The organism is Streptomyces sp. ADI96-02, assembly GCF_003846185.1.
Classification (GTDB): domain Bacteria; phylum Actinomycetota; class Actinomycetes; order Streptomycetales; family Streptomycetaceae; genus Streptomyces.
The window spans coordinates 3,031,436-3,055,103 of record NZ_ML123034.1 but is presented as its reverse complement, the minus strand read 5'-3'; the positions used below and the strand labels follow the sequence as shown (position 1 = coordinate 3,055,103).

Sequence of the window (23,668 nt, the reverse complement as noted above, 5' to 3'; positions counted from 1 at the left end):
CCGCCCCGAACCCCGCCCCCCTCCTCGCACCGCGCCTCGCCGCCGCCCTCGACCTGGTCTCCGTACGGCCCGACGGGCTGGAGGCGCGGGTCGCCGACCGGACGCTGAGCGCCGACAGCCCGCGCGATCTGCGGGGCCGGCTCACGAACGCGCTGTACGAGGAGTTCCACGCCGGAAACGGCGCGCACCGCCGGGAGGCCGGTTCCCCGCCGCGCCGTACGCTGCGCGATTCCGCGCTGGAGCGCCGGCTCGCGGACGCCGTGCCGCACGCCACGACTCCGGTCGTCGGGCGGCTGCTGGAGATCACGGACACCGGTGAACTGGTCGTACGGCTCCCCGAGATCACCGCGCGGCTGGCGGCCGACCGGCTGCTGCCACCCGGCACGCCCGTGCCCGGGGAACTGGTCCAGGTGGCGCTGGAGGCGGCCCGGCCCGCGCTCTCGCCCGGCTTCTTCTACGTGATGGGCTCCCGCGCCCTGCCGACCCCGGCCGGTCCGGTCCGCCGCCTCTTTCTGCACGCCCGCGACGCGGAGGCCGCCGTCGGGCTGTGGGCCGCCGCGCTCGCCGCCCTGGAGGACGCCGGAGCGCGGTACCACGCGAAGGTCCTGTCCGACGAGGACGACTACCCGCGCCGCGACAGTGTCGTGGTCTACCTCCACGGCGACCCGGTGCCGGGCGAGCGGGCGGTGGCCGCCGCCGTGGCGGGCCTGCCGGGTCTCGGCGCGGACACCTCGCTCTTCACCGCCCGGCTCGCGCCCGGCGTCGCCGCCGCCTGGGATCCGCGGGACCCGCGCCCCGGCCGCGACGGCATGAGCTTCGGGCAGCACCGCAGCTTCGCGCTCGCCGCCGCGCTCGTCGACCACGCACTGGCCGCCGCCGGCAGCCGGGCCGACCACGTCGTACGGGCCTTCCGCGCGGCGGGCATCGACCCGTACCGGCCGGAGAACAACGCACCGGCCGGAACCGGCGTCGATGCCGACCCGGACGGGGCCGCCCGGACCGAGGCCGGTGCCCTTCCCCGCCCTTCCCAGACCACCGACACCGCTGGAGTGTGAGCCCGATGACGGACACCGCGACCACCGCCGAGACGCCCGGCCTGCCCGGATCCACCGCGCCCGAAGGCGTCGAAGAGGCGCCGGGGGACGGCGACGCCCCCGCTCCGGCGGGTGGGTTCGGCGCGGCCGTCGCCGCCGCGTACAGCGACGTACTCGCCGAGGTGTACGACGACGTCTACCCGAGCACACCCGACCTCGACGACATCGCGACATACCTGCTCACGATCGCCTCGCCCGGGGCGAGCGTCCTCGAACTGGGCGTGGGCACCGGCCGGGTGGCGCTGCCGCTCGCCGAGCGCGGCTTCCAGGTCCACGGCGTCGAGTCCTCGCGGGGGATGCTCGACCGCCTGGCCGCGAAGGACCCCGAGGGCCGGATCACCCCGGTCCACGGCGACTTCTCCGGCCTCGACCTGGGCCGTTCCTTCGACGTCGTGCTGGCCCCGTTCAACGTGCTGTGCTGCGCGATGGCGGTCGACGAGCAGATCGCGATGGCGCACGCGATGGCGCGGCACGTGGCGGCCGACGGGCACGTGGTGATCGAGACGTTCGACCCGAGCGACTACCACGTGCAGAAGCGGAACGAGGTCACCACCCATCCCGTGGGCACCCGCGGCGCGCTGATCGAGTCCGCCTCCGTGCTTCCCGCGTCGCAGAACATGATGCTTCAGAGCACGCTCCTGCTCGACGGGGACGCGCCCAGGACCGCCACGACGGTGATGCGTTACGTGTGGCCGGGGGAGCTGGACCTGCTCGGCGCGATCGCCGGTCTGGAACTCGTCGCCCGGTACGCGGGCTGGCGCGAGCAGCCCTTCGACGGCGGCGACAGCCGGAAGATGTGCGTATCCGTGTTCCGGCCGCTGGCATGAGCGCCCCGGCCACCGGCGGGGTACGGGTGTGCGCCGAGGCGGTGCCGCGCTACGGGCGGGGGCTCGCCGCCGTCGCCCTGACCGTGGCGGCGGGCGGCGACGACGATCCGCCGGGCCGCCACGGTACGGCGCACCTCGTCGAGCACCTGATGTTCCCCCGGTCCGGGACGGGGGCAGCGGGCGCGCGGGGCCACGCCGAGCTGGTGGAGGGCGCGGGCGGCGTGTGCAACGCGGAGACGCACCGCGACCACACCGTCTTCCACACCACCGTCCCCGCCGGACTGCTGCCCGACGTGCTGGCGTGGGAGGCGCGGCGGCTGCGGGACTTCGCGCCGGTGGACGAGGTGATCCGCACCGAGAGCGACGTCATCGGCGAGGAGATCCGCGGCGCGGCGGCCGGCGGACGGATCTGGGAAGCGGCTCTGGCGGGTCTGTACCCGGGCAGCCGGGACAGCTTCGGCACGGCGGCCGAACTGGCGGCCGTCACGGCGGACGAGGCCACGGCCTTCTTCCGGCGGCACTACACGGCGGGGCGGATCGTCCTGACCGTCGTGGGGGACATCGACCCGGAGCGGGTCGTGGAGGCGGCGCACGGACTCCTCGCCCCGCCGGCGGGGCCCGTGCCCGCGTCGGCGCGCGACTGCCCGGCCCCGCCGGTCCCGTTCGCCCGGCCCGCCGCCGCTCCTCCGCCCTCCGGGGCCTCCGGTCCGCACCCGGTGATCCGTACCGCGCCGCTGCCCGCCGCCCGGCCCGGGGTCGCCGTCGGGCACCGGCTCCCCGACCCGGTCGCCGAGCGCCGCGCCTACCTGGCCCAGGCGGTCCTGGCCCAGGTGCTCGGCCGGTCCCGGCTGCCGGCCCTCGCCCGTTCGGCGCGCGACGGGCGGCGTCTGACCTCCGCCACCGTCACCTGCGGCTACCACGGCCAGTGGCTCGCCTCGGCCGCCCCCGACCTGACCCTCGCGGTGCTGGGCCGGGCTCCGGGCACCGGCGTCGACGCCGCCGTGGACGTCTGGCGCTCCGTGCTGCGGGGGCTCGCCGACCGTCCGCTGCCCGCCGCCGAGCACCGGCGCGCGGTGAACTCCCTGCTGGTCGCCTGCCACCGGCAGTCCGACTCGCTGACCACCCGTGCCGTCGCCCTCGGCCGTGCCCTGCTCGTCCTCCCGGGCAGCCCCGGCCCCGACGCGCTCCCCGCCGAGCTGGGCCGCGTCACTCCGGAGGACGTGGCGGACGCGGCCCGCGCGCTGCTCGACGGGCCGACGACCGTGACCGAACTCGCGACCGCACCCGTGTCCCGGAGAGGCGAGGCCGCATGACCCGTACATCCCGCACGGCCCGCGTGTCCCGCACGGCCCGCACGGCCCGCACGTCCGGCATGACCGCCGACGCCGTCCTGCCCGGCGGACTGCGCGTCCGCGCGGCGCACGCGCCCGGCGCGCCCCTCGCCGAACTGCGCCTGGTCATCCCGTACGCGCGCACCGAACCGGCGCTCGCCGCGGCCCAGGAACTCCTCGCCGCCTGCCTGGGCACGGGTGCGCGCGACCGCTCCGGCCGGAACGTCTCCCGCCAGGACATCGCCGACCGGGCCGCCGACCTCGGGGCCGAGTTCAGCACGGTCGTCACCGCCGAGTCGCTGATCCTCTCCGTCAGCGTCCTCGCGCCCGGCCTTCCCGGGGTCCTCGGCCTGCTGGCCGACCTCCTGGAGCGTCCGCGCTACGACGAGGGCGAACTCGCCCTCGCCCGGCGCCGCGCCGCCGCCGCGCCGCGCCTTCCCGCGCCCCGGGTCCGGCTGCGCCGCGCCGCGCTGGCCCACGGCTTCGGCCCGCACCCGCTGACGGCGGAGGCGGGCGGTACCGCGCCGCTGCTGGACGTCGTCTCGCTGCGCGCCGAGGACCTCCACGCCCTGCACGCCCGCGCCGTCGTGCCCGGCGGCTCCTCGCTCGTCGTCCTGGCGGACGAGGAACCGGACGCGGTGCTGCGCGCGGTCGGCGAACGGCTGTCCGCGTGGACCGGCGGCCCGTCCGGGCTGACGCTCCCGTCCTTCGCGCACCCGGAGCCCCGTCCCGGCCGCGTCCGGCTGACGGACGGCTCCGGGAGGGGCGCGGGGCCCGAGGACGAGGCCGGCCACGACGGCGACGGCGGCGGTCAGGCGCTCGTCCTGTCCGTCGGCCCCGCCGTCCCGACCGCCGACGCCCGTCACGCGCCGTTCCACCTGGCCCAGTTGGCGCTCGGCGGCTACGCGTCGGCGCGCCTCGCCCAGCGCGTACGCGACCGGCACGGGCTCGCGTACGCGGTCTCGGCCGGGCTCCGCGAGACGGGCGCGGGCAGCTGGCTGGAGATCGCGTGCGCGGGTGCGCCGGGCCGGGCCGACCGCCTGGCCGACGAGATCAGCGGCTGCCTGCGCGAACTCGCGGCGGAGGGTCCGTCGCCGCGGGAGGTGGAGCGGGCCCGCGCCTATGCGACGGGTTTCACGCGGTTCGCGCTGGCCACCCGGGCCGAGGAGGCGAGCGCGCTCGCCGGGTTCACGGCGGTGGGCCTGGAGGCCGACTGGCTGGAGGAGTACCGGGCACGCCTGGCGGACGTCACCGCCGCGGAGGTGGCCGAGGCGGCGGCGTCCCACCTGGACCCGGACCGGATGGTCACCGCGACCTACGAGCCGCGCCCCGCCGCGCCCGCCCCTTCCGCCGGACGCCCCGCCGCGCCCGCCCCTTCCCGTAGGCCCGAACCCGTTTCCGTACCCGGCCCCGGCCCTGCCCCCGCCGCTCTCCGGCGTCACCCGTCCGACGACCTCCGCCACCAGAAGGGCGCCCTCCGGTGAACCCCGCCGTCCTCTATCCGCTCCAGCCCGACCACCCCGAACTCGTCGCCCCCTTCGCCGCCCTCGTCCGGCGTACCGGAGCGCGGCGGCTGTGGATGTGCCAGTCCTTCCGGGCCGAGACCCACCAGGTGCTGGCGTACCTGGCGGGCGCGGGCCACACCGTGCCCGTCGGGACGAGCGTGACCCTGCTCGCGCTGCGCCACCCGTACGAGGCGGCGCTCCAGGCCCGTTCGCTGGCGCTGCTCACCGGTGAGCCCGTCGTCGCCGGGTTCGGCATCGGCGACCCGGACTTCGTCGCGGGCCTGACGGGACGCCCGTACGCGAGTCCGCGCACCGCCGTCCGCGACTACCTGCGGTCCGTGCGCGCCCTGTTGGACGGAGAGCCCGTCGCGCACAGCGGCCCGTACCACCATCTGCACGCCGGGCTGCCCGCGCTCGGGCACACGCCGCGGGTCGAGGTGGCCGCCGGTGTGCTCCGGCCCGGCATGGCGCGCACCGTCGGTGAGGTCGCGGATGTCGCCGTGACCTGGATGACGCCGCCCTCCTACATGGCGGACACGCTGCGCCCCGCGCTGGCCGAGGGCGCGGCCGGCCGGGCCCGTCCGCCCCGCGTCGCGACCGCCGTCCACGTGGTCGTCGACCGGCCCGGCCGCGACGTGCGCCGCCTGGCCCTCGCCGCGACCGCCGGCCATCTGCGGGCCCCGCACTACGCGGCGATGCTCCGCGCGGCCGGGCTCGACCTCGACGAACACGACCCGGCGGGCACCGCCGACGCCCTGCTGCGCCACCGTGTCGTGGTCGCGGGAAGCCCCGCCGAGATCGCCGCCGGGCTCGACGCGTACCGGCGCGCCGGGGTCGACGAGGTGGTGCTCAACCCCACCGGCGTCCTCCTCGGCGAAGGCGTGCACGCGGCCGTCGCGGACGTCGAGGACATCCTCGACGCCTGCCGCAGCTTCCTGCCGGACGCCCCGCAGCATGCTGCGTCCGCGAGCCCGCCGGAGAGCGCCGGACACCTGGTTGGCTGAGGCGCACGCGGCGTTCCACGACCGAACGGAAGAACAGGACGGATGCACATGCGACCGGATCACCCGCCCCGGGGAGGGGGCAGCGTCGTCTTCTCCCGGGTCACCAAGAGCTTCGGCGACCACCGGGCGCTCGACGACGTGAGCTTCGCCCTGCGGCCGGGCAAGGTCACCGGACTGCTCGGCCCCAACGGCGCGGGCAAGAGCACCCTGCTGCGCATCCTGCTCGGGCTGGCCCGACCCGACTCCGGCAGCGCGGACGTGCTGGGCGGGGAGCCGCTGTCCGCGCCGGAGCGGGCGCAGCGGGTCGGCGTGGTGATGGACGCGATCGGGTTCCCGCCGAGGGTGACGGTCCGGCGTCAGCTGGAGATCTCGGCGCGCTCGCTGGGGCTGCCCGGTTCGCGCATCGCCGACGTGATCGCGCAGGTCGGTCTGGAGGGTGCGGAGCGCAAGCGCGTGAAGGCGTGCTCCACCGGCATGCGGCAGCGTCTCGCGCTCGCCGTCGCCCTGCTGCCCGATCCCGAACTGCTCATCCTGGACGAGCCGTTGAACGGCCTCGATCCGGACGGAATCCGCTGGATGCGCCGGCTGGTGGAGCGTTCGGCCGCCGAGGGCCGGACCGTTCTGATCGCCAGCCACATGCTCTCCGAGGTCGAGCAGAGCGTCGACGACGTGGTCGTCCTGCGCCGCTCGGTGCTCTTCACCGGTTCGCTCCAGGAGTTGGTGCGGCGCGGTGGAGGCCGCCTGGAGGACGCCTACTTCGCACTCGTCGAGGGCGCGGACGACGCCGCGCCGCGTTCGGAGGTCACCCGTGCCTGAGGTCCTGCGCAACCAGTTCTCCGCCGAACTCCTCAAGGCGCGCACGGGCGCCGCGCTGCCGGTGCTGCTCCTGGTGGCCCTGGCCTTCTGCGCGCTGGGCCAGCTCGGCGTGGTCTACGCCGAGTCCGATCCGTCGGCCGCCGGTGCCGCGCTCACCGAGCGGATCGTCCGGCTCGGGGGCTCCGCCGCGCTGTTCGCGACCCTGTTCGGCGCGCTGCACGTGACCGGCGAGTTCAGCTCCGGTTCGATCGGCCGCACGGTCCTGTACGCGCCGGGGCGCTCGGCCGTCGTCGCCGCCAAGCTGCTGACCGCGACGCTGGCCGGCCTGGTCTTCGGCCTCGCCGCGGTGGTCTGCTCCCTCGCCGTCGGATACGCGGCGCTGGCGGCCGAGGACGCCGCGCTCGCCCTCGGCGGGTCCACCTGGGCGACCGCCGCCGCCGTCCTGGCCGTCTGCGCGCTGGCCGCGCCGTGGGGCGCGGCGATCGGCTTCGTCGTCCGCAACCGGCTCGGAGCGGTCCTGGGCCTGGTGGTCTGGGGCACGCTCGGCCAGATCCTGGTCCTCGGGCAGCTCCCCGAGGTGGGCCGGTTCCTGCCGGAGGGCGCGCAGTTCGCCGTGCTCGGCGACAGCACGGGCTTCCCGCACGCCGTGGCCGCGCCGTACGGCCTGCTGCTGCTCGTGGCGTGGGCGGCGGCCGTGGCCCTGGCGGGCGTACGCCTCTTCGGCCGGCGGGACATCTGAGTCCCGCGCCTCGGCTGGCCGCCCCGCCCTGCGGGCAGGGCTCCGGCGTCAGGCGTCCCGGCGTCAGGCGTCCCCGTGGTCCGGCCCGGCGATGCCGGACCGGACGAGCAGCGCGCCGAGGTGGGTGCGGCTGGTGGCGCCGAGGGTCCGCATCAGTTTGGCGATGTGGGCGCGGCAGGTGCGGACGCTGATGCCCATCTTGCGGGCGACGACGTCGTCGACGTGGCCCTCGGCGAGGAGCCGGGCGATGCTGTGCTGGACGGCGGTCACCCGGGCGTCCGGCACACCGGTGCGGTGGTGCTCGTCCAGCGGCACGGCCTGCGCCCAGAGCACTTCGTAGACCTGCGTGAGGTAGGCGACCAGCGCCGGGTTGCGGATCTGCAGGGCGCTGCCCCGGTCGGGGGAGGCGGGGATGAAGGCCGCCGACCGGTCGACGATGATGAGCCGTTCGACGGTCAGCTCGGTCGTGCGCACCTGGAGGTGCGTGGCGGGCACCTGGGAGAGGTAGTCCCGCACGGAGCTGCTGTAGCGGGCCGGGTGCTGGTAGATGTGCCGCATCCGGGCTCCGCGCCCGATGGCGGTCCTGGCGTTGGCCAGGGCCGCCCGCAGCGCTTCGGGGGGCCGGTTGCTGCCGGGCTGCGCCGTCAGGACCTCGTCGGTCGCGGTGGCGGTCGCCTCCTTGATGGCCGCCTGGATCGCGGTGACGCCGGTCAGTACGGTGATGGCCTGGTTGGGGTCGTCGTGGGCGACGGAGGCCAGCGGGATCAGCGACCGGCTCAGCGACGCGGCCAGGCGCAGGCGTTCGTCGATCTCACGGGAGACGGGCTGGAGCAGGCGGGCCAGCGCGGCGGACGGCGGCACGGGCCGCATCCAGGCGTCGTCCCAGAGGTCCGGGTGGAGCAGCGAGAGTTCGGCGACGCAGGGCGTGGCGTCGAGCCGGTCCCGCCGGACGCGCCCTTTGCGGAGGGCTTCCTCGTACAGGTGGAGAGCCGGTGCGCACAACGGGACGCCGTCGTGCGGGTGGTGGACCGGTCTGCCGTCGTCTGTGCCCATTTGGGAGCCCCCCTGTTCCTGCAGTGCAACAAGTGGACGGTGTTGCCAGCCTAGTTGTGGGGAGAGTCTTGGCCTGTCGGGGGGAGCCGGGAACTCTCCCGGCGTCACTCGGGCGTGGCGGTGTCCTCTCCCGTCGCGCGCTCGTGCCGAAGGCCCGCGAAGGGCCGGCCGCGCGGTCAGGAATCCGATTCGAGGATTCCCGACCGCGCGATCAGGTAGCCGAGCTGGGCCCTGCTGTTGCTGCCGAGCGTGGCGTTCAGCTTGGCGATGTGGGCGCGGCAGGTCCGGACGTTCATGCCGAGCCGGCGGGCTATCGAGTCGTCCACGTGGCCTTCGACCAGGAGCTGGGCGATGGACCGCTGGACGCCGCTGATGCCCGCCGGCGTGGGGTCGTACCGGATTTCTTCGAGGAGGGGGGTGGCGCGTTGCCAGAGCTGCTCGAAGACCCGGGTGAGGTAGGAGACGAGTCCGGGGTGCCGCAGCTCCAGGGCGACGGTCCGGTCGTCCTGGGCGGGGATGAAGGCCACGGCGCGGTCGAAGATGAGCATGCGCTCGACCAGTTCTTCAAGAGTGCGGATCTCGACACCCTCGGCCAGGCGCTCGGCGTACGCGAACGTCCCCTGGTGGTGGCGGACCGTGTGCTGGTACAGAGTGCGGATGCTCACCCCGCGGTCCACCACGGACTTGCCCCGCTCCAGGCCCTTGCTGAGGATGTCCTCGCTCCGGCCGCCGCCGGGCTGCACGGTGAGCACTTCGGTGCGGCATTCGGCCGTGGCCACGTCGATGGCGGCGTTGATGCGCGTGCTGCCCTCCAGCACGGTGATGGCATGGGTGGTGGGCGGGTCCTGGGCGCTGATGTCCATGAACGGCTCGAAGGATTCGGCCAGCTCAAGCGAGTGTCGTCTTCGCTCCTGGATCTCCCGCTCTATGGGGTGCAGCCGCTGCGCGAGGGCCGCCGAAGGCGGAACGGGCCGCAGCCAGTTCGCGTCGTCGGGGTCCGGGTGGAGCAGCGCGAAGTCCATCAGGCACGGAGCGGGCTCCACATCGGCACGCGGGATCCGGCCGGATCGCAGCGCGCTGGCGTAGAGACGCTGACCCGCATCACACAGTTCGGTGATGCCGTGAGGATGTGCCGCTTTTGACTTGCTTGTGGCCATATCTCCACCCCCCATGTTCCTGAACCTGCAGGAACATGATGCATCGACCCGGTGGTGTTCGCGTGTCCAGGTGAGACATCGTCTTGGTGCGGGGGAGATGAATCCATCAAGTGAGGACGAAGCCGAAATGTATAAGCGAATGCTTCGCTCGGTGCTTGCCACTGCGTTCGTGGGGGCTCTGGCCTTCGGAGCCCTGGTCGGCCAGGGGACCGAGGACATCACCTGGAGCGCCTCGACGCCCGGAGACATTACCTGGAGTGCCCCGGCCTCGGGAGACATCACCTGGAACGCCCCGGCGTCCGGGTCGGTCTCGTCGGAGGGCCTGCCCGGTGATATCACCTGGGGCGTAACTTCGGCCGCCACGGTCGCATGACCACGCCGCCGGACGACCGCACCTTCCGGCGCGAGATGGCGTCCGCCTATCGCTCAGGGTGGCATTTCATCGATCTGCTCACGGCCCTCCCCCGTCGTGGCGACTCGTTGATGGTCACCCTGTTCGGGGAGCCGATCGTCGTGGTGATGGAAGAGGACGAGGACGTCCGCGCCTATCGCTGCCTCCGTCGCCCCCGTGGCGCGCCGCAGCCGGTCCGCTGCGCCGTCAGGTACGGCATGATCTTCGTCAACCTCGATCAGCGGGACCACGAGCTGCTCGAATCAGAACCACTCTCCGCCACCCCCCGCAGTGCCTGAGCGATTCCCCCGTCGTCACCTATCGCTCCGGCGCTTCCCCCACACAGCGGCGCCACCGTGACCTGAACACGGTGGCGTCGTTGTGCTGTCCCGCCGCGAAGCCGGTGCGTCCGGCCGCGGTCCGCTACGGCACGTCCCGCCGCGAAGCCGGTCCCGGCCCGCCGCGCCGCCCCTGTCGCCCGGCCGCTCGGGCGCCCCCGCTCGGCCGCCCCTGTCGCCCGCCCGCCCGGCCGGTCCGCCTCAGGCCCTGCCGAGCGCCCGGTCGACGGCGATCTCGATGACCACCCGGGCCGGGTTGCGGCGCGGGACGCGCTCGTAGCGCTCGGTGTACCGGGCGACCGCGTCGGCGACCGCCTCCGCCTCCCGGCGGATCACCGCGCGCCCCTCCAGCGTCGCCCAGCGCGCCCGGTCCATCTGGCACACGGCGACCCGCGCCCCGCCCTCGCCGGCCGCCAGGACGTTGGCGACCTTGCGCGTGCCCCCGCCGCTGATCACCCGCGCGATCCGGGTCTCCGGGTCGTACGTCACCCCCACCGGCACCACGTGCGGCGTGCCGTCCGGGCGGAGCGTGGTCAGGGTGCACAGGTGGCGCTCGCGCCAGAAGGCGAGGTATGCGGGGCCGGGATCGCGTACGTCTGCCATGGCTGAAGGGTAAGGGCTGTCCCGCGATCCCCGGCGGGCGCACGCCGAGCGGTGGCGGGCGGGCCGGGGGACCGGTTCACTCGGAGCTGCGGCCGGACCCACGCGCCGAACAGGACGCCGGCCGGTGCGAGCGAACCGCCTTGAGTGGAATAGACTCAACTTTGTGCACGTTGTTTCCGTCAAGGATGAAACACCGGCTGCGAGGAGGAGTAGGCACACGTGGACGCCGAGCTGACCAACAAGAGCAGGGACGCGATCAACGCGGCCACCAGCAGGGCCGTGCAGGACGGACACCCGGACCTCACCCCGGGGCACCTGCTCCTCGCCCTGCTGGAGGGCGAGGAGAACGAGAACATCACCGACCTGCTGGCGGCTGCCGAGGCCGATCAGGCCGTGGTGCGCGCCGAGACCGAGCGGCTTCTGGGCTCCCTGCCCAGCGTCACCGGGTCCACCGTCGCCCCGCCCCAGCCCAACCGGGAGCTGCTCGCGGTCATCCAGGACGCCGCGCAGCGGGCCAAGGAGCTGGGGGACGAGTACCTCTCCACCGAGCACCTGCTCATCGGCGTCGCGGCCAAGGGCGGCCGGGCCGGTGAGATCCTGGAGGGACAGGGGGCGACCGCCAGGAAGCTGCTGGCGGCATTCGAGACGAGCAGGGGAGGGCGCCGGGTGACCACACCCGACCCGGAGGGCCAGTACAAGGCCCTGGAGAAGTTCGGCACCGACTTCACGGCCGCCGCGCGCGAAGGCAAGCTGGACCCGGTCATCGGCCGGGATCAGGAGATCCGCCGCGTCGTGCAGGTCCTGTCGCGCCGGACCAAGAACAACCCTGTGCTCATCGGCGAGCCGGGCGTCGGCAAGACCGCCGTCGTCGAGGGGCTCGCCCAGCGCATCGTCAAGGGCGACGTGCCGGAGAGCCTGAAGAACAAGCGGCTGGTCTCGCTGGACCTCGGCGCGATGGTCGCGGGCGCCAAGTACCGCGGCGAGTTCGAGGAACGGCTGAAGACCGTCCTCTCCGAGATCAAGGAGAGCGACGGCCAGATCATCACGTTCATCGACGAGCTGCACACCGTCGTGGGCGCGGGCGCGGGCGGCGACTCCGCCATGGACGCCGGGAACATGCTCAAGCCGATGCTGGCGCGCGGCGAGCTGCGGATGGTCGGGGCCACGACGCTCGACGAGTACCGCGAGCGCATCGAGAAGGACCCCGCCCTGGAACGCCGCTTCCAGCAGGTGCTCGTCGCCGAACCGTCCGTCGAGGACACGATCGCGATCCTGCGCGGGCTCAAGGGCCGCTACGAGGCCCACCACAAGGTGCAGATCGCGGACTCCTCGCTGGTCGCGGCGGCCACCCTCTCCGACCGTTACATCACCTCCCGCTTCCTGCCGGACAAGGCCATCGACCTGGTCGACGAGGCCGCGTCCCGGCTGCGCATGGAGATCGACTCCTCGCCGGTCGAGATCGACGAACTCCAGCGCTCCGTCGACCGGTTGCGGATGGAGGAGCTGGCGCTCAAGAACGAGTCCGACCCCGCCTCCAAGCAGCGCCTGGAGAAGCTGCGCCGCGACCTCGCCGACAAGGAGGAGGAGCTGCGCGGCCTCAACGCCCGCTGGGAGAAGGAGAAGCAGGGCCTCAACCGGGTCGGCGAGCTGAAGGAACGCCTCGACGAGCTGCGCGGGCAGGCCGAACGCGCCCAGCGCGACGGCGACTTCGACACCGCGTCCAAGCTGCTGTACGGGGAGATCCCGAACCTGGAACGGGAGTTGGCGGAGGCGTCCGAGGCGGAGCAGGAGGCCGCCAAGGACACCATGGTCAAGGAGGAGGTCGGCCCGGACGACATCGCCGACGTCGTCGGCTCCTGGACCGGCATCCCGGCCGGCCGGCTGCTGGAGGGCGAGACGCAGAAGCTGCTGCGGATGGAGTCCGAGCTGGGCAGGCGGCTCATCGGGCAGACCGAGGCCGTGCAGGCCGTCTCCGACGCGGTGCGCCGCACCCGCGCCGGGATCGCGGACCCCGACCGGCCCACCGGCTCCTTCCTCTTCCTCGGCCCCACCGGCGTCGGCAAGACGGAGCTGGCGAAGGCGCTCGCGGACTTCCTCTTCGACGACGAGCGGGCCATGATCCGCATCGACATGAGCGAGTACGGCGAGAAGCACAGCGTCGCGCGGCTCGTCGGCGCGCCGCCCGGCTACGTCGGCTACGAGGAGGGCGGCCAGCTCACCGAGGCCGTCCGCCGCCGCCCGTACAGCGTGGTGCTGCTGGACGAGGTGGAGAAGGCCCACCCCGAGGTCTTCGACGTCCTGCTCCAGGTCCTCGACGACGGCCGCCTCACCGACGGCCAGGGCCGCACGGTCGACTTCCGCAACACCATCCTGATCCTCACCTCCAACCTCGGCAGCCAGTTCCTGGTGGACCCGCTGATCAAGCCCGAGGTGAAGAAGGAACGGGTGCTGGAGACCGTACGGGCCTCCTTCAAGCCGGAATTCCTCAACCGGCTCGACGACCTGGTGGTCTTCTCCGCGCTGTCCGGCGACGAGCTGGCGCACATCGCGAAGCTCCAGATCGACCGGCTCGCGAAGCGGCTCGCGGACCGCAGGCTCACCCTCGACGTCACGCCCGAGGCGCTGGCCTGGCTCGCCGAGGAGGGCAACGACCCGGCCTACGGGGCACGGCCGCTGCGCCGGCTCATCCAGACGGCCATCGGCGACCGGCTCGCCAAGGAGATCCTGGCCGGCGGGATCACCGACGGCGACACCGTACGGGTGGACCGGGTGGACGACGGGCTCATCGTCGGCCGCGCCTCGTAACACCGCGACACGGCCCGTCGCGGACCGTGATCCCGACCCCGGCGGACCCCGCCGCCACAGGCCGCGTGTCAGCTTGTGGCGGATAGGGGCCGCCGGGGCTTGCCATGCCCCGCCCGCCATGGGGGAGGATGGCCGCAACCGCACGAAGGGAAATAACGGTGAGCATCGATCCGTCCTCGATTCCTAATTTCGGGGGCCAGCCCGAACCGCAGGCGGCAGGACCGGAGGGCCCCGTCGTCCCTGACCAGGACCTCGTCAAGCAGCTCCTCGACCAGATGGAGCTGAAGTACGTCGTCGACGACGAGGGCGACCTCGCGGCGCCGTGGGAAGAGTTCCGGACGTACTTCATGTTCCGGGGCGAGGAGGAGCAGCAGGTCTTCTCCGTCCGCACGTTCTACGACCGCCCGCACGCGCTCGACCAGCGCCCCGTCCTGCTGGACGCGATCGACGACTGGAACCGCCGCACGCTGTGGCCCAAGGTCTACACCCACGCCCACGAGGGCGAGGAGGGCGAGGCGGGCTCGGTCCGGCTGATCGGTGAGGCGCAGATGCTCATCGGCACCGGCGTCAGCCTGGAGCACTTCGTCTCCTCGACGGTCAGCTGGGTCCGCGCGTCGATCGAGTTCGACAAGTGGCTCGTCGAGCGCCTCGGCCTCCAGCCGGCCGGTGGCGAGCCGGAGGGCGAGGAGCCCGCGGGCGCCTAGCAGGCCCGCGCGAACCCGTACGCCACGGCCCGGGAGCCGGTCACCACGACCGGCTCCCGGGCCGTTCGCGTCAGGGCGCCAGCCGGCCCAGCCGTTCCACCGCCTCCTCCAGCACCTCCTCGCGCTTGCAGAACGTGAAGCGCACCTGGCTCCGGCCCGCCTCCGGGTCGTCGTAGAAGACCGAGACCGGCACGGCGGCCACCCCGCACCGCTCCGGGAGCGCCCGGCAGAAGGTGTACGCGTCCTCGTCGCCGAACGGCGTGATGTCGGTGGTGATGAAGTAGGAGCCCTGCGGGTCGTGGACCTGGAAGCCCGCGCTCCGCAGTCCCTCGGCGAGCAGGTCCCGCTTGCGCCGCATGCCCTCCCGGAATCCGGTGAAGAAGGCGTCGGGCAACCGGAGCGCCTCGGCGATCGCGTACTGGAACGGTCCGCCGCTGACGAACGTCAGGTACTGCTTCGCCGAGCGCACGGCGGCCACCAGCGGAGCGTCCCCGGTCACCCAGCCGATCTTCCAGCCGGTGTACGAGAAGGTCTTGCCGGCCGACGAGATGGAGACGGTCCGCTCCCGCATCCCGGGCAGGGCGGCGATCGGGTGGTGCGCGCCCTCGAAGACCAGGTGCTCGTAGACCTCGTCGGTGACGACCAGCAGATCGTGCTCCACCGCCAGCGCGGCGATGCCGCTCAGCTCCTGCGGGGTGAGGACCGCGCCGGTCGGGTTGTGCGGGGTGTTGAGCAGGAGGAGCCGGGTGCGCGGGGTGATCAGGGCACGCAGTTCGGCGAGGTCCGGACGGAAGGCGGGGGCGCGGAGCGTCAGCGGTACGCGGACCGCGCCCGCCATGGCGATGCAGGCGGCGTACGAGTCGTAGTACGGCTCGAACGCGATCACCTCGTCGCCCGGTTCGAGCAGGGCCAGCAGGGAGGCGGCGATCGCCTCGGTGGCTCCGGTGGTCACCAGGACCTCGGTCTCCGGGGACCAGGACAGCCCGTAGAAGCGCTCCTGGTGGGCGGCGACGGCGGTGCGCAGTTCCGGCACGCCGGGGCCGGGCGGGTACTGGTTGCCGTGGCCGGCGCGCAGCGCCCGTACCGCCGCCTCCCGGATCTCCTCGGGCCCGTCGGTGTCGGGGAAGCCCTGGCCGAGGTTGATCGATCCGGTCCGCACGGCCAGCGCGGACATCTCGGCGAAGATCGTCGTGCCGAACGCGGCGAGGCGGTGGTTGAGCAGCGGTCGTCCCTGTGTCATGGACGCCATCCTGTGCCGAAGCTCTGGACTTGCTCAAGTCCGCTTTGGTCCGTGCGGGCCATGGGAATCTCGTAGCCACACGGCAAGCCGGGAAGCGGCGGGGGACCTCGCTTCGGGGGATCGAAGGGCGGGTGTACGTCATGAACGTGTTCATCGCGGTGGCGATCGGCGGAGTACTGGCGGCGGCACTGATCACGACGCGGGTGCGGGCGGGCCGGAAGGACGCCACCGTCCACTCCGCCCGGAGGCGGGGCAGGAGCGGAGGGGCGGACGCGAGCGGCGGCTGGTGGGCCGGCAGCGACTCCGGCGGCCACTCCTCCGGCAGCCACTCCTGCGGCGGAGGGGGCCACTCCGGCGGCCACTCCTGCGGCGGCGGATCCTCGTGCGGCGGGGGTTCGTCCTGCGGCGGCGGGGGCGGCTGCTGATCCGACGGCCGGCCGCCCCGGGCGGCGGCGGTGCGTGCGAGCGTCCGGAGGGTGAACTCCCTCCGGACGCTTTTCCGTTGGGCCGCGCGCACGGAACGTCCGAGCCGTGCGGACGAAAACAGTTGAACAGATGAACCGTGCAGCCCCCGAGGGGATGGAAACCGCGTCAAGTTGGGCAAAAACGCTGTGAGTACGGCGTACTTCGTGATTCCCTCGTTGCAGAGAACATTCAGCCCTCGGACCCCAGTTGGACCAGATCGGGCGATCCCCTCCCTCCACGTGCATCGCGCGGGGGCGTCCGCTGTCCATGTGTCCATGTGTGTTTGCGGAGCCGACCCATGCTCACCACCCTCCAGACGGCCTATTCCGATACCCGCGCCGCCGACCTGGCCTGGACGCTGGGCAGGGAACCGCTGCCCGCCCTCGCCGTCCTCGATCTCCACCTCGGCGGCGCCGACGTCCAGTTGAGGCTTCTCGGGGCCTCGCACCAGGTGCTCCTGCGGGAGGGCGACGGAGTCTGTTCCGAGACCGTCGCCTGCCTGCCGGGCAGCAGCACCCCTCTCCCCCTCGGCGTCTCGAAGCGGGTCGGGGGCTGGGAGTACGAGTTCGCCGCCCGCGTCGAGACGCTGTCGGAAGGCCAGTTCGCGGGCCGGGCACAGGAGTTGCTGGCGCTCGTGAGCGACCATCCGCACGGACTGGCCGGCACGTTCCCCGGCAGCCCCCACGCCTTCACCGCCATGCTCGCCCAGCGGACCGAGGGCCAGACGCGGTGGCGCACCTGGCACGCGTACCCGCAGGAAGGGCAGTTGGTGGTGACCCGTACGCGGGTGGGGGCGCGGATTCCCGCAGCCGCGCTCCAGGGGGCGGCCGGTGGGTCCTGAGCGGCGCGGTGGTCTGCGGGGGGCGCGCCACTTGCACCCGTGTGGGTGACAGGCGGCAATGGCGCAGTGACGTAGCGTTCGCAGCATGATCGACCAGCAGGTGTCGCTGCGAGCGGGCGCGGCGCGGCTCCCCGTACGGCCGAGTACCGGACGGCTCCTCGTGCTGGCCGCCGTGTTCGTCTGCGCCGCCTGCGGTCTCGTGTACGAGCTCGAACTGGTGGCGCTCGCCTCCTACTTGATCGGTGACTCGGTCACCCAGGCGTCCGTGGTGCTCTCCGTGATGGTCTTCGCGATGGGCATCGGCTCCCTTCTCGCGAAACGTCTGCGCTGCCGGGCCGCCGTCGGCTTCGGGCTGATCGAGGCGGCTCTCGCCCTGATCGGCGGTTCCTCGGCGCTCGTGCTGTACGCGTCCTTCGCCTGGTTCGGCGAGTCGCGGTTCGCCGTGGTCGGGTTCTCGCTGGCGATCGGGGTGCTGATCGGTGCGGAGATCCCGCTGCTGATGACGCTGATCCAGCGCGTCGACCGGCAGGACGCGGGCGGGGCCGTGGCCGACCTCTTCGCCGCCGACTACGTGGGCGCGCTGGTCGGCGGGCTGGCGTTCCCCTTCCTGCTGCTGCCGATGCTGGGCCAGCTGACCGGGGCCCTGTTCACCGGCGCGGTCAACGCGGCGGCGGGCGGGGCGCTGGTGCTGTGGGTCTTCCGGCGCGATCTCAGCTCCCGGTCCCGGTGGCTGCTGGTCCTGGCCAACCTCGCGGTGATCGCCGTCCTGGCCACCGCCACCGTGCTGGTGGACGACTTCGAGCGGTCGGCGCGGCGGGCGGTCTACGGGGACCAGGTGCGGGTCGCCGTGCAGAGCGGGGTGCAGGAGGTCGTCCTGACCGGCGAGGACCGCGATTCGCTCGACCTGTACCTGGACGGGCGGCTGCGGGTCAGCGCCCGCGACGAGTACCGCTACCACGAGGCGCTGGTGCACCCGGCGATGAACGGCCCCCGCGCGCGGGTCCTCGTCCTGGGCGGCGGCGACGGGCTCGCCGCCCGCGAGGTCCTGCGCTACCCGGACGTCCGCTCGGTCACGGTCGTCGAGCTCGACCCCGCCGTCACCCGGCTGGCCCGTACCGACCCCGCGCTCTCCGGGCTCAACGGGCACGCCTACCGCGATCCGCGGCTCTCGGCGGTCGGCGCGGACGCGTTCAGCTGGCTGAGGGCCGACCGCGGGCGCTACGACGTGGTGATCTGCGATCTGCCGGACCCGGGGATCACGGCCAGCACCAAGCTGTACTCCGCCGAGTTCTACGGCCTGGTCGCCGCGGCCCTGGCCCCGGACGGGCGGTTGGCGGTGCACGCCGGACCGCCGCGGCTGCGCCCGCGGTCGTTCTGGACGGTGGAGGCGACCGTCCGGGAAGCCGGCCTGTCGACCCGCCCGTACCGGGTCGGCGGGCCGCTCCGGCGCGTCGCCGAGGGCGCCGACCGCTTCACGGACGAGGGGCGGGCCCCGGCGGACTGGGGCTTCGTCCTCGCCGGGCCGGAGCCGGTGCCGCCGCCGGGACTGGCCGCCTCGGCGCCCGCGCTGCGCTCGCTGAGCGGGCGGGAGCTGCGCGAGGGCGCACGGGCCGCCGAGGAGGCGCGGCTGCCGGAGCAGACGCCGTCCACCCTGGTCCACCCGCGCTACCGGGAGGACGTCTGACCCGGGCCCGGCGGTGTGCCGGGCGGGGCCGCGGCGGCGTGGGGCGGGTGGAAGCGCTGACGTGCGGGCCGCGTCTGAGTAGGCTCGGTTTCCATGGAGCATGAGGTGTTCGTTCCGGTTCCGGTCCCGGCCCTGCGGCGCACGCTGGGCGATCCGGCGCGCGTCGGCCGCTGCGTACCCGGATTCCAGCAGGACGCCGGCGCGTCGGCGTCGCCGCTGGCGGGCCGTCTGAAGTTCCGGGCCGGCAGCCACACCATCACCTACCGGGGCGAGCTGCGGATCACCGGACCGGGCGGACCGGACGCGTCCGGGGGGCAGGGCTTCTCGGTGACCGGGGAGGGCGTGGCGGCCCGGGGCGCCGGTGAGGTGAAGCTGGCCCTGACGATCGGCCTCACGGCGGCGGACGGCGGCACGACGCTCGCCTACAGCGGCACGGCGAGCGGTGACGGCCGGCTGGCGGAGCTGGAGGAGGGCGCGGCGCTCGCCGCCGCCCACCGGTTCCTGGACCGCTTCACGCAGCAACTGGTGACCGAGGCCCTGGCCGCGCACGACGACGATCCGGCCGGGCGGCCCGACGAGACGCCGGGGCGGCGCGAGGAGTCGGCCGGACCGGAGGGCGAGCCGCCGGGTCGGCGGGACGCTGCCGTCGGGGCCGACGCGGAGGGCGCGGGAGCCGAGGGGCTCGCGGACGACGTCGAGGGCGCCGCCGCCGAAGAGGCCGGCGGAGAGGAGGGCGGCGGAGAGGAGAGCGACGGCGGCGATCCGGGCGGCCGGGACTCCGGCCCCGTGTTCGACTCGCCCGCGCCGCCGCCCGCGCTCGACCCCGTCGCGGGCGTGGAGTTCACCGTTCCGGACGAACCGCCCGCCGAGGCCGCGCACGCCCGCCGCACCATGATCGGGCGCAGCGCCGAGGAGGTCGACCACGCGCCCCCGCGCGGGCGCTACGCCCCCGTGCCCTCCCCGGACTCGGCCGGTGCGGGCGCCACCCTGCGCTGGGTGGCCCCGGCCGCGGCGCTCGCGCTCGCCTCCGCCGTGGTGCTGGGACGGGTGCTGCGGCGTCGGCGGTAGGCACGCCAGGTCGGTGCGGCCAGTAGGGTCGTCGGGTGAGCAGTAGCGAAGAGAACGTCCGGCTGACCGTCGGCGACGCCGAGTTGACCGTCGACCCCGTCCACGGCTGCCGCATCGGCAGTCTGCGGATCGGGTCCACCGAACTGCTGCGCCAGGGCGAGCGGTACGGCTGCTTCCCGATGGTGCCCTGGTGCGGGCGCACCGGATACGGGCAGTTCCGCAACGGCGACGCGCTGCACGAACTGCCGCTGAACTCCCCGCCGCACGCCATCCACGGCACCGGCCGCGACACGGCGTGGCGCACCGCCCACGCGGACGCGACGACGGCGGCCTTCTACTACGACCTCGCCGCCCCGTGGCCCTATCCGGGCCGGGTGACGCAGACCTTCGAGCTGGCGGAGGACTCCCTGACGCTCGGTCTGGCCGTCGAGACCTACGGCGACTCCTTCCCGGCCCAGGCGGGCTGGCACCCCTGGTTCCGCCGTGATCTCGGCGGCCGGGACGCCGTGCTCGCCTTCGACGCCGCGTGGCAGGAGGAGCGCGGCGAGGACCACCTGCCGACCGGCGACCGCGTCGACCCGCGCCCCGGTCCGTGGGACGACTGCTTCGGGATGCCCGACGGCGTCGAGGTGAGGCTCACCTGGCCGGAGCAGTTGGAGCTGACGGTGAAGAGCCGGAGCGAGTGGGTCGTGATCTACGACGAGCAGGCCGAGGCGGTCTGCGTGGAGCCCCAGTCGGGCCCGCCGAACGGGCTGAACACCGCCCCGCGCCTGGTCACCCCGATCGACCCGCTGGAGATGACGGCCACCTGGAGCTGGGTGCGCCTCTGACGGCGTGCGGCGGTGGGCCCGACCGGCACGGCTTACTCTCGTGGACATGACTGACGTACGCGCTGACCTGCTCCAGCAGATCAAGGACAAGGCCGTGGTGCACGGCAAGGTGACCCTCTCCTCGGGTCTGGAAGCCGACTGGTACATCGACCTGCGCCGGATCACGCTGGACGGCCGGGCCGCGCCGCTGGTAGGTCAGGTCATGCTGGACGCCACCGCGGAACTGGACTACGACTGCGTCGGCGGCCTGACCCTGGGCGCCGATCCGGTCGCCACCTCGATGCTGCACGCCTCCGCCGCGCGCGGGCGGAGCCTGGACGCGTTCGTCGTCCGCAAGGCGCAGAAGGCGCACGGGATGCAGCGCCGCATCGAGGGGACCGATGTGAAGGGCCGGCGCTGCCTGGTGGTGGAGGACACCTCGACCACCGGCGGATCGCCGCTGACCGCCGTCGAGGCGGTGCGCGAGGCGGGCGGCGAGGTCGTCGCCGTCGCCGTGATCGTCGAGCGCGGCGCGGCCCCGGCGATCGCCGGGGCCGGTCTGCCGTACGTCCACGTGTACGCGGTGGCCGACCTCGGCCTCGACCTCGGCTGACCGCCCCGACAGGGTGTGACCTGCGGTTTCCGGGCGGGGTGGAGCCGGAGGGAGAGTCTGGGAAGATGGGGGCGACGATGACGTCGCCCCCAGGTCAGGGACCAGCACTGCACACCCGCATATCCCAAGGAGCGGTCAGATGCCCATCGCAACCCCCGAGGCTTACGCCGAGATGCTCGACCGGGCAAAGGCGGGCAAGTTCGCCTACCCGGCCATCAACGTGACCTCGACGCAGACCCTGCACGCCGCCCTGCGCGGCTTCGCGGAGGCCGAGAGCGACGGCATCGTCCAGATCTCCACCGGAGGTGCGGAGTTCCTGGGCGGCCAGTACAACAAGGACATGGTCACGGGCGCGGTCGCCCTCGCCGAGTTCGCGCACATCGTCGCCGCGAAGTACGACATCACCGTCGCGCTGCACACCGACCACTGCCCCAAGGACAAGCTGGACGGCTACGTGCGTCCGCTGCTCGACGTCTCCGCGCAGCGCGTCGCCAAGGGCCTCGACCCGCTCTTCCAGTCGCACATGTGGGACGGCTCGGCCGAGACGCTGGCGGACAACCTGGCCATCGGTCAGGAGCTGCTGGCCAAGGCCGCCGCCGCCAAGATCATCCTTGAGGTCGAGATCACCCCGACCGGCGGCGAGGAGGACGGCGTCACGCACGAGATCAACGACGAGCTGTACACGACCGTCGACGACGCGCTGCGCACCGCCGAGGCGCTGGGCCTGGGCGAGAAGGGCCGCTACCTGCTGGCCGCCTCCTTCGGCAACGTCCACGGCGTCTACAAGCCGGGCAACGTCGTGCTCCGCCCGGAGCTGCTGAAGGACCTTCAGGAGGGCGTCTCCGGCCGGTACGGCAAGCCCGCCGGCAGCCAGCCCTTCGACTTCGTCTTCCACGGCGGTTCGGGCTCCACCGCCGAGGAGATCGCCACCGCGCTGGAGAACGGCGTCGTGAAGATGAACCTCGACACCGACACCCAGTACGCCTTCACCCGCCCGGTCGCGGACCACATGTTCCGCAACTACGACGGCGTCCTGAAGGTCGACGGCGAGGTCGGCAACAAGAAGACCTACGACCCGCGCACCTGGGGCAAGGCCGCCGAGGCCGGCATGGCCAAGCGGGTCACCGAGGCGTGTGCCAACCTGCGCTCCACGGGTACGAAGCTGAAGTAGGCGTCCCGCACACGGACGCACGCTCGCGGGCCCGGTCCTCCCCCCGCGGAGGGCCGGGCCCGTCGTCGTGCCCGGCCTGCGCGGGGGACCGGCCCGGGAGCGGCGAACGTAGACGGGCGAAACGTGAGCGGGCGAACGGAGCGAACGAATGAGGGGGACCGCTGTGACTGACACGCACGCGCGCTACGACTTCGACACGGTCGTCGACCGCCGGGGCACCTGGTGCGTCCAGTGGGACGGGGTCGCGGACCGGTTCGGCGTGGACGGACTGCTGCCGTTCACCATCTCCGACATGGACTTCCGAACGGCCCCGGAAGTGCTCGACGCGCTCCGGGCCCGGGTCGAGCACGGCGTCTTCGGCTACACGACGTGGCAGCAGGACGACTTCCGCTCGGCGATAGCCCACTGGTACGCCACCCGGTACGGCACGGAGATCGACACCGGACGGCTCGTCTACGGGCCGTCCGTGCTCAGCCAGCTCTCCCAGCTGCTCCGGATGTGGACCCGCGAGGGCGACGGGGTCGTCGTCCACACCCCCGTCTACGACGGCTTCCGCAAGGCCGTCACCGGGCTCGGGCGGGAGCTGCGCGGTGTGCCGGTCGGCGACGAGGAGGCGCTGGAGCGCGAGCTGGCCCGGCCCGACGCGAAGGTCCTGGTGCTGTGCTCGCCGCACAACCCGACCGGCCGGGTCTGGACGGCGGACGAGCTGGCCCGGACGGCCGGGCTGGCCCGGCTCCACGGCGTCGCGGTGATCAGCGACGAGATCCACGCGGACTTCGTGCACGAGGGCTCCACGCACGTGCCGTGGACGCGGGTGGCGGACGACGGCCGCTGGGCGCTGATCACCTCCGCGTCGAAGTCCTTCAACTTCCCCGCGCTCAACGGTTCGTACGGCATCCTCGGCGACGCCGACGACCGGACGGAGTATCTGCGGCGGATGGAGACCGCCGAGGGCCTCGCCTCTCCGGCGGTGCTGTCGCTGACCGCGCACATCGCCGCGTACCGGGAGGGCGGCCCGTGGCTGGACGCGGTCCGCTCGTACACGGCGGGGAACCTGGCGTTCGCCGCCGAGCGGCTGCGCGCCGCCTTCCCCGAGCTGGACTGGCGACCGCCGCAGGCCGGGTACCTGGCGTGGATCGACCTGCGCCCGCTGGGTGTGGACGACGAGGCGTTGCAGCGGGTGCTGGTGGAGCGGGAGAAGGTCGCGGTCATGCGGGGCTCGGTCTACGGGGCCGACGGGTTCGTCCGGATGAACCTCGGGTGTCCCCGGTCCAAGGCCGAGGCGGGCGTGGCCGCGCTGGTGCGCGCGCTGGAGGCCGTGCGGTAGCCGCCGCCCGGGGACGGACACGCCGCGCGCCGACGGGCGGACGGTTGCCGGGCTCCCGGTGGCCGTCCGCCCGGGTTGCCGCG

Annotated in this window: 23 protein-coding genes; 19 read left to right on the top strand and 4 right to left on the bottom strand. The window is 73.7% G+C overall.

Annotation, left to right across the window (positions count from 1 at the left end; translation table 11 throughout):
• The 7 genes from EES43_RS13250 to EES43_RS13220 form a co-directional block, all read left to right on the top strand.
• On the top strand, positions 1-1,055 hold a 1,055-nt coding region (locus EES43_RS13250), incomplete at its 5' end, for a T3SS effector HopA1 family protein (protein WP_124271963.1).
• Between the two features lie 5 nt (positions 1,056-1,060).
• Complete coding sequence (locus EES43_RS13245) at positions 1,061-1,921, top strand: class I SAM-dependent methyltransferase (RefSeq protein WP_124268917.1); 861 nt, start codon at positions 1,061-1,063, stop codon at positions 1,919-1,921.
• Positions 1,918-3,234, top strand: coding sequence for a M16 family metallopeptidase (locus EES43_RS13240; RefSeq protein WP_124268916.1), 1,317 nt, complete (start codon positions 1,918-1,920; stop codon positions 3,232-3,234). The genes EES43_RS13245 and EES43_RS13240 overlap by 4 nt, the downstream gene beginning before the upstream one ends.
• Positions 3,231-4,736 (top strand): M16 family metallopeptidase, encoded by a 1,506-nt coding sequence (locus EES43_RS13235; RefSeq protein WP_124268915.1) that lies wholly within the window; start codon positions 3,231-3,233, stop codon positions 4,734-4,736. Before EES43_RS13240 ends, EES43_RS13235 begins: the two co-directional genes overlap by 4 nt.
• Positions 4,733-5,761 carry a F420-dependent peptide dehydroalanine reductase LxmJ gene (gene lxmJ, locus EES43_RS13230; protein ID WP_124268914.1) on the top strand — a complete coding sequence of 343 codons (1,029 nt, stop codon included), beginning with the start codon at positions 4,733-4,735 and terminating at the stop codon, positions 5,759-5,761. The genes EES43_RS13235 and lxmJ overlap by 4 nt, the downstream gene beginning before the upstream one ends.
• A gap of 48 nt (positions 5,762-5,809) precedes the next feature.
• Positions 5,810-6,577: an ABC transporter ATP-binding protein gene (locus EES43_RS13225; protein WP_241192410.1), complete on the top strand. Its 768-nt coding sequence runs from the start codon at positions 5,810-5,812 to the stop codon at positions 6,575-6,577.
• Positions 6,570-7,316 (top strand): ABC transporter permease, encoded by a 747-nt coding sequence (locus EES43_RS13220; protein ID WP_124268912.1) that lies wholly within the window; start codon positions 6,570-6,572, stop codon positions 7,314-7,316. The genes EES43_RS13225 and EES43_RS13220 overlap by 8 nt, the downstream gene beginning before the upstream one ends.
• A 63-nt stretch (positions 7,317-7,379) precedes the next feature.
• Here the strand turns inward: EES43_RS13220 and EES43_RS13215 are convergent, their stop codons facing one another.
• Together EES43_RS13215 and EES43_RS13210 are read right to left on the bottom strand one after the other, a co-directional pair.
• On the bottom strand, positions 7,380-8,369 hold the full coding sequence (locus EES43_RS13215) for a helix-turn-helix transcriptional regulator (protein WP_124268911.1): 990 nt from the start codon (positions 8,367-8,369) through the stop codon (positions 7,380-7,382).
• A gap of 176 nt (positions 8,370-8,545) precedes the next feature.
• Complete coding sequence (locus EES43_RS13210; RefSeq protein WP_124271962.1) at positions 8,546-9,391, bottom strand: helix-turn-helix transcriptional regulator; 846 nt, start codon at positions 9,389-9,391, stop codon at positions 8,546-8,548.
• 148 nt (positions 9,392-9,539) lie between these two features.
• Between EES43_RS13210 and EES43_RS13205 the strand changes: the two genes are divergently transcribed.
• Positions 9,540-9,899 (top strand): hypothetical protein, encoded by a 360-nt coding sequence (locus tag EES43_RS13205; RefSeq protein ID WP_241192409.1) that lies wholly within the window; start codon positions 9,540-9,542, stop codon positions 9,897-9,899.
• Positions 9,896-10,216: a Rieske (2Fe-2S) protein gene (locus EES43_RS13200; protein ID WP_124268910.1), complete on the top strand. Its 321-nt coding sequence runs from the start codon at positions 9,896-9,898 to the stop codon at positions 10,214-10,216. Before EES43_RS13205 ends, EES43_RS13200 begins: the two co-directional genes overlap by 4 nt.
• Before the next feature lie 240 nt (positions 10,217-10,456).
• Here the strand turns inward: EES43_RS13200 and EES43_RS13195 are convergent, their stop codons facing one another.
• Positions 10,457-10,858: a pyridoxamine 5'-phosphate oxidase family protein gene (locus EES43_RS13195; protein ID WP_124268909.1), complete on the bottom strand. Its 402-nt coding sequence runs from the start codon at positions 10,856-10,858 to the stop codon at positions 10,457-10,459.
• 219 nt (positions 10,859-11,077) lie between these two features.
• Between EES43_RS13195 and clpB the strand changes: the two genes are divergently transcribed.
• Complete coding sequence (gene clpB, locus EES43_RS13190) at positions 11,078-13,663, top strand: ATP-dependent chaperone ClpB (RefSeq protein WP_124268908.1); 2,586 nt, start codon at positions 11,078-11,080, stop codon at positions 13,661-13,663.
• Between the two features lie 158 nt (positions 13,664-13,821).
• Entirely contained in the window at positions 13,822-14,367 is a 546-nt protein-coding gene (locus EES43_RS13185) for a YbjN domain-containing protein (protein ID WP_124268907.1), read from the top strand.
• Between the two features lie 70 nt (positions 14,368-14,437).
• Here EES43_RS13185 and EES43_RS13180 read toward each other — a convergent pair whose 3' ends face one another.
• Positions 14,438-15,607, bottom strand: a complete 1,170-nt coding sequence (locus EES43_RS13180) for a pyridoxal phosphate-dependent aminotransferase (RefSeq protein ID WP_124268906.1) — start codon at positions 15,605-15,607, stop codon at positions 14,438-14,440.
• A 140-nt stretch (positions 15,608-15,747) separates the two neighbouring features.
• On the opposite strand from EES43_RS13180, the gene EES43_RS13175 reads away from it, so the two are divergent.
• From EES43_RS13175 to EES43_RS13140, 8 genes are all read left to right on the top strand, one after another.
• Positions 15,748-16,032, top strand: a complete 285-nt coding sequence (locus EES43_RS13175) for a hypothetical protein (RefSeq protein WP_124268905.1) — start codon at positions 15,748-15,750, stop codon at positions 16,030-16,032.
• A 338-nt stretch (positions 16,033-16,370) separates the two neighbouring features.
• Entirely contained in the window at positions 16,371-16,913 is a 543-nt protein-coding gene (locus tag EES43_RS13170) for a DUF2617 family protein (protein WP_124268904.1), read from the top strand.
• An 85-nt stretch (positions 16,914-16,998) separates the two neighbouring features.
• Positions 16,999-18,597, top strand: a complete 1,599-nt coding sequence (locus EES43_RS13165) for a polyamine aminopropyltransferase (RefSeq protein ID WP_124268903.1) — start codon at positions 16,999-17,001, stop codon at positions 18,595-18,597.
• 93 nt (positions 18,598-18,690) lie between these two features.
• Entirely contained in the window at positions 18,691-19,665 is a 975-nt protein-coding gene (locus EES43_RS13160; protein ID WP_124268902.1) for a CoxG family protein, read from the top strand.
• A gap of 35 nt (positions 19,666-19,700) precedes the next feature.
• On the top strand, positions 19,701-20,495 hold the full coding sequence (locus EES43_RS13155) for an aldose epimerase family protein (RefSeq protein WP_124268901.1): 795 nt from the start codon (positions 19,701-19,703) through the stop codon (positions 20,493-20,495).
• Between the two features lie 46 nt (positions 20,496-20,541).
• The gene (gene pyrE / locus EES43_RS13150; RefSeq protein WP_124268900.1) at positions 20,542-21,087 is read left to right on the top strand and encodes an orotate phosphoribosyltransferase; all 546 of its coding nucleotides are present in this window, start codon (positions 20,542-20,544) and stop codon (positions 21,085-21,087) included.
• 139 nt (positions 21,088-21,226) lie between these two features.
• On the top strand, positions 21,227-22,258 hold the full coding sequence (fbaA, locus tag EES43_RS13145) for a class II fructose-bisphosphate aldolase (protein WP_124268899.1): 1,032 nt from the start codon (positions 21,227-21,229) through the stop codon (positions 22,256-22,258).
• A gap of 163 nt (positions 22,259-22,421) precedes the next feature.
• A complete protein-coding gene (locus EES43_RS13140; protein ID WP_241192408.1) occupies positions 22,422-23,585 on the top strand; it encodes a MalY/PatB family protein in 1,164 nt (387 codons plus the stop codon).
• The last annotated feature ends 83 nt before the right edge of the window (positions 23,586-23,668 follow it).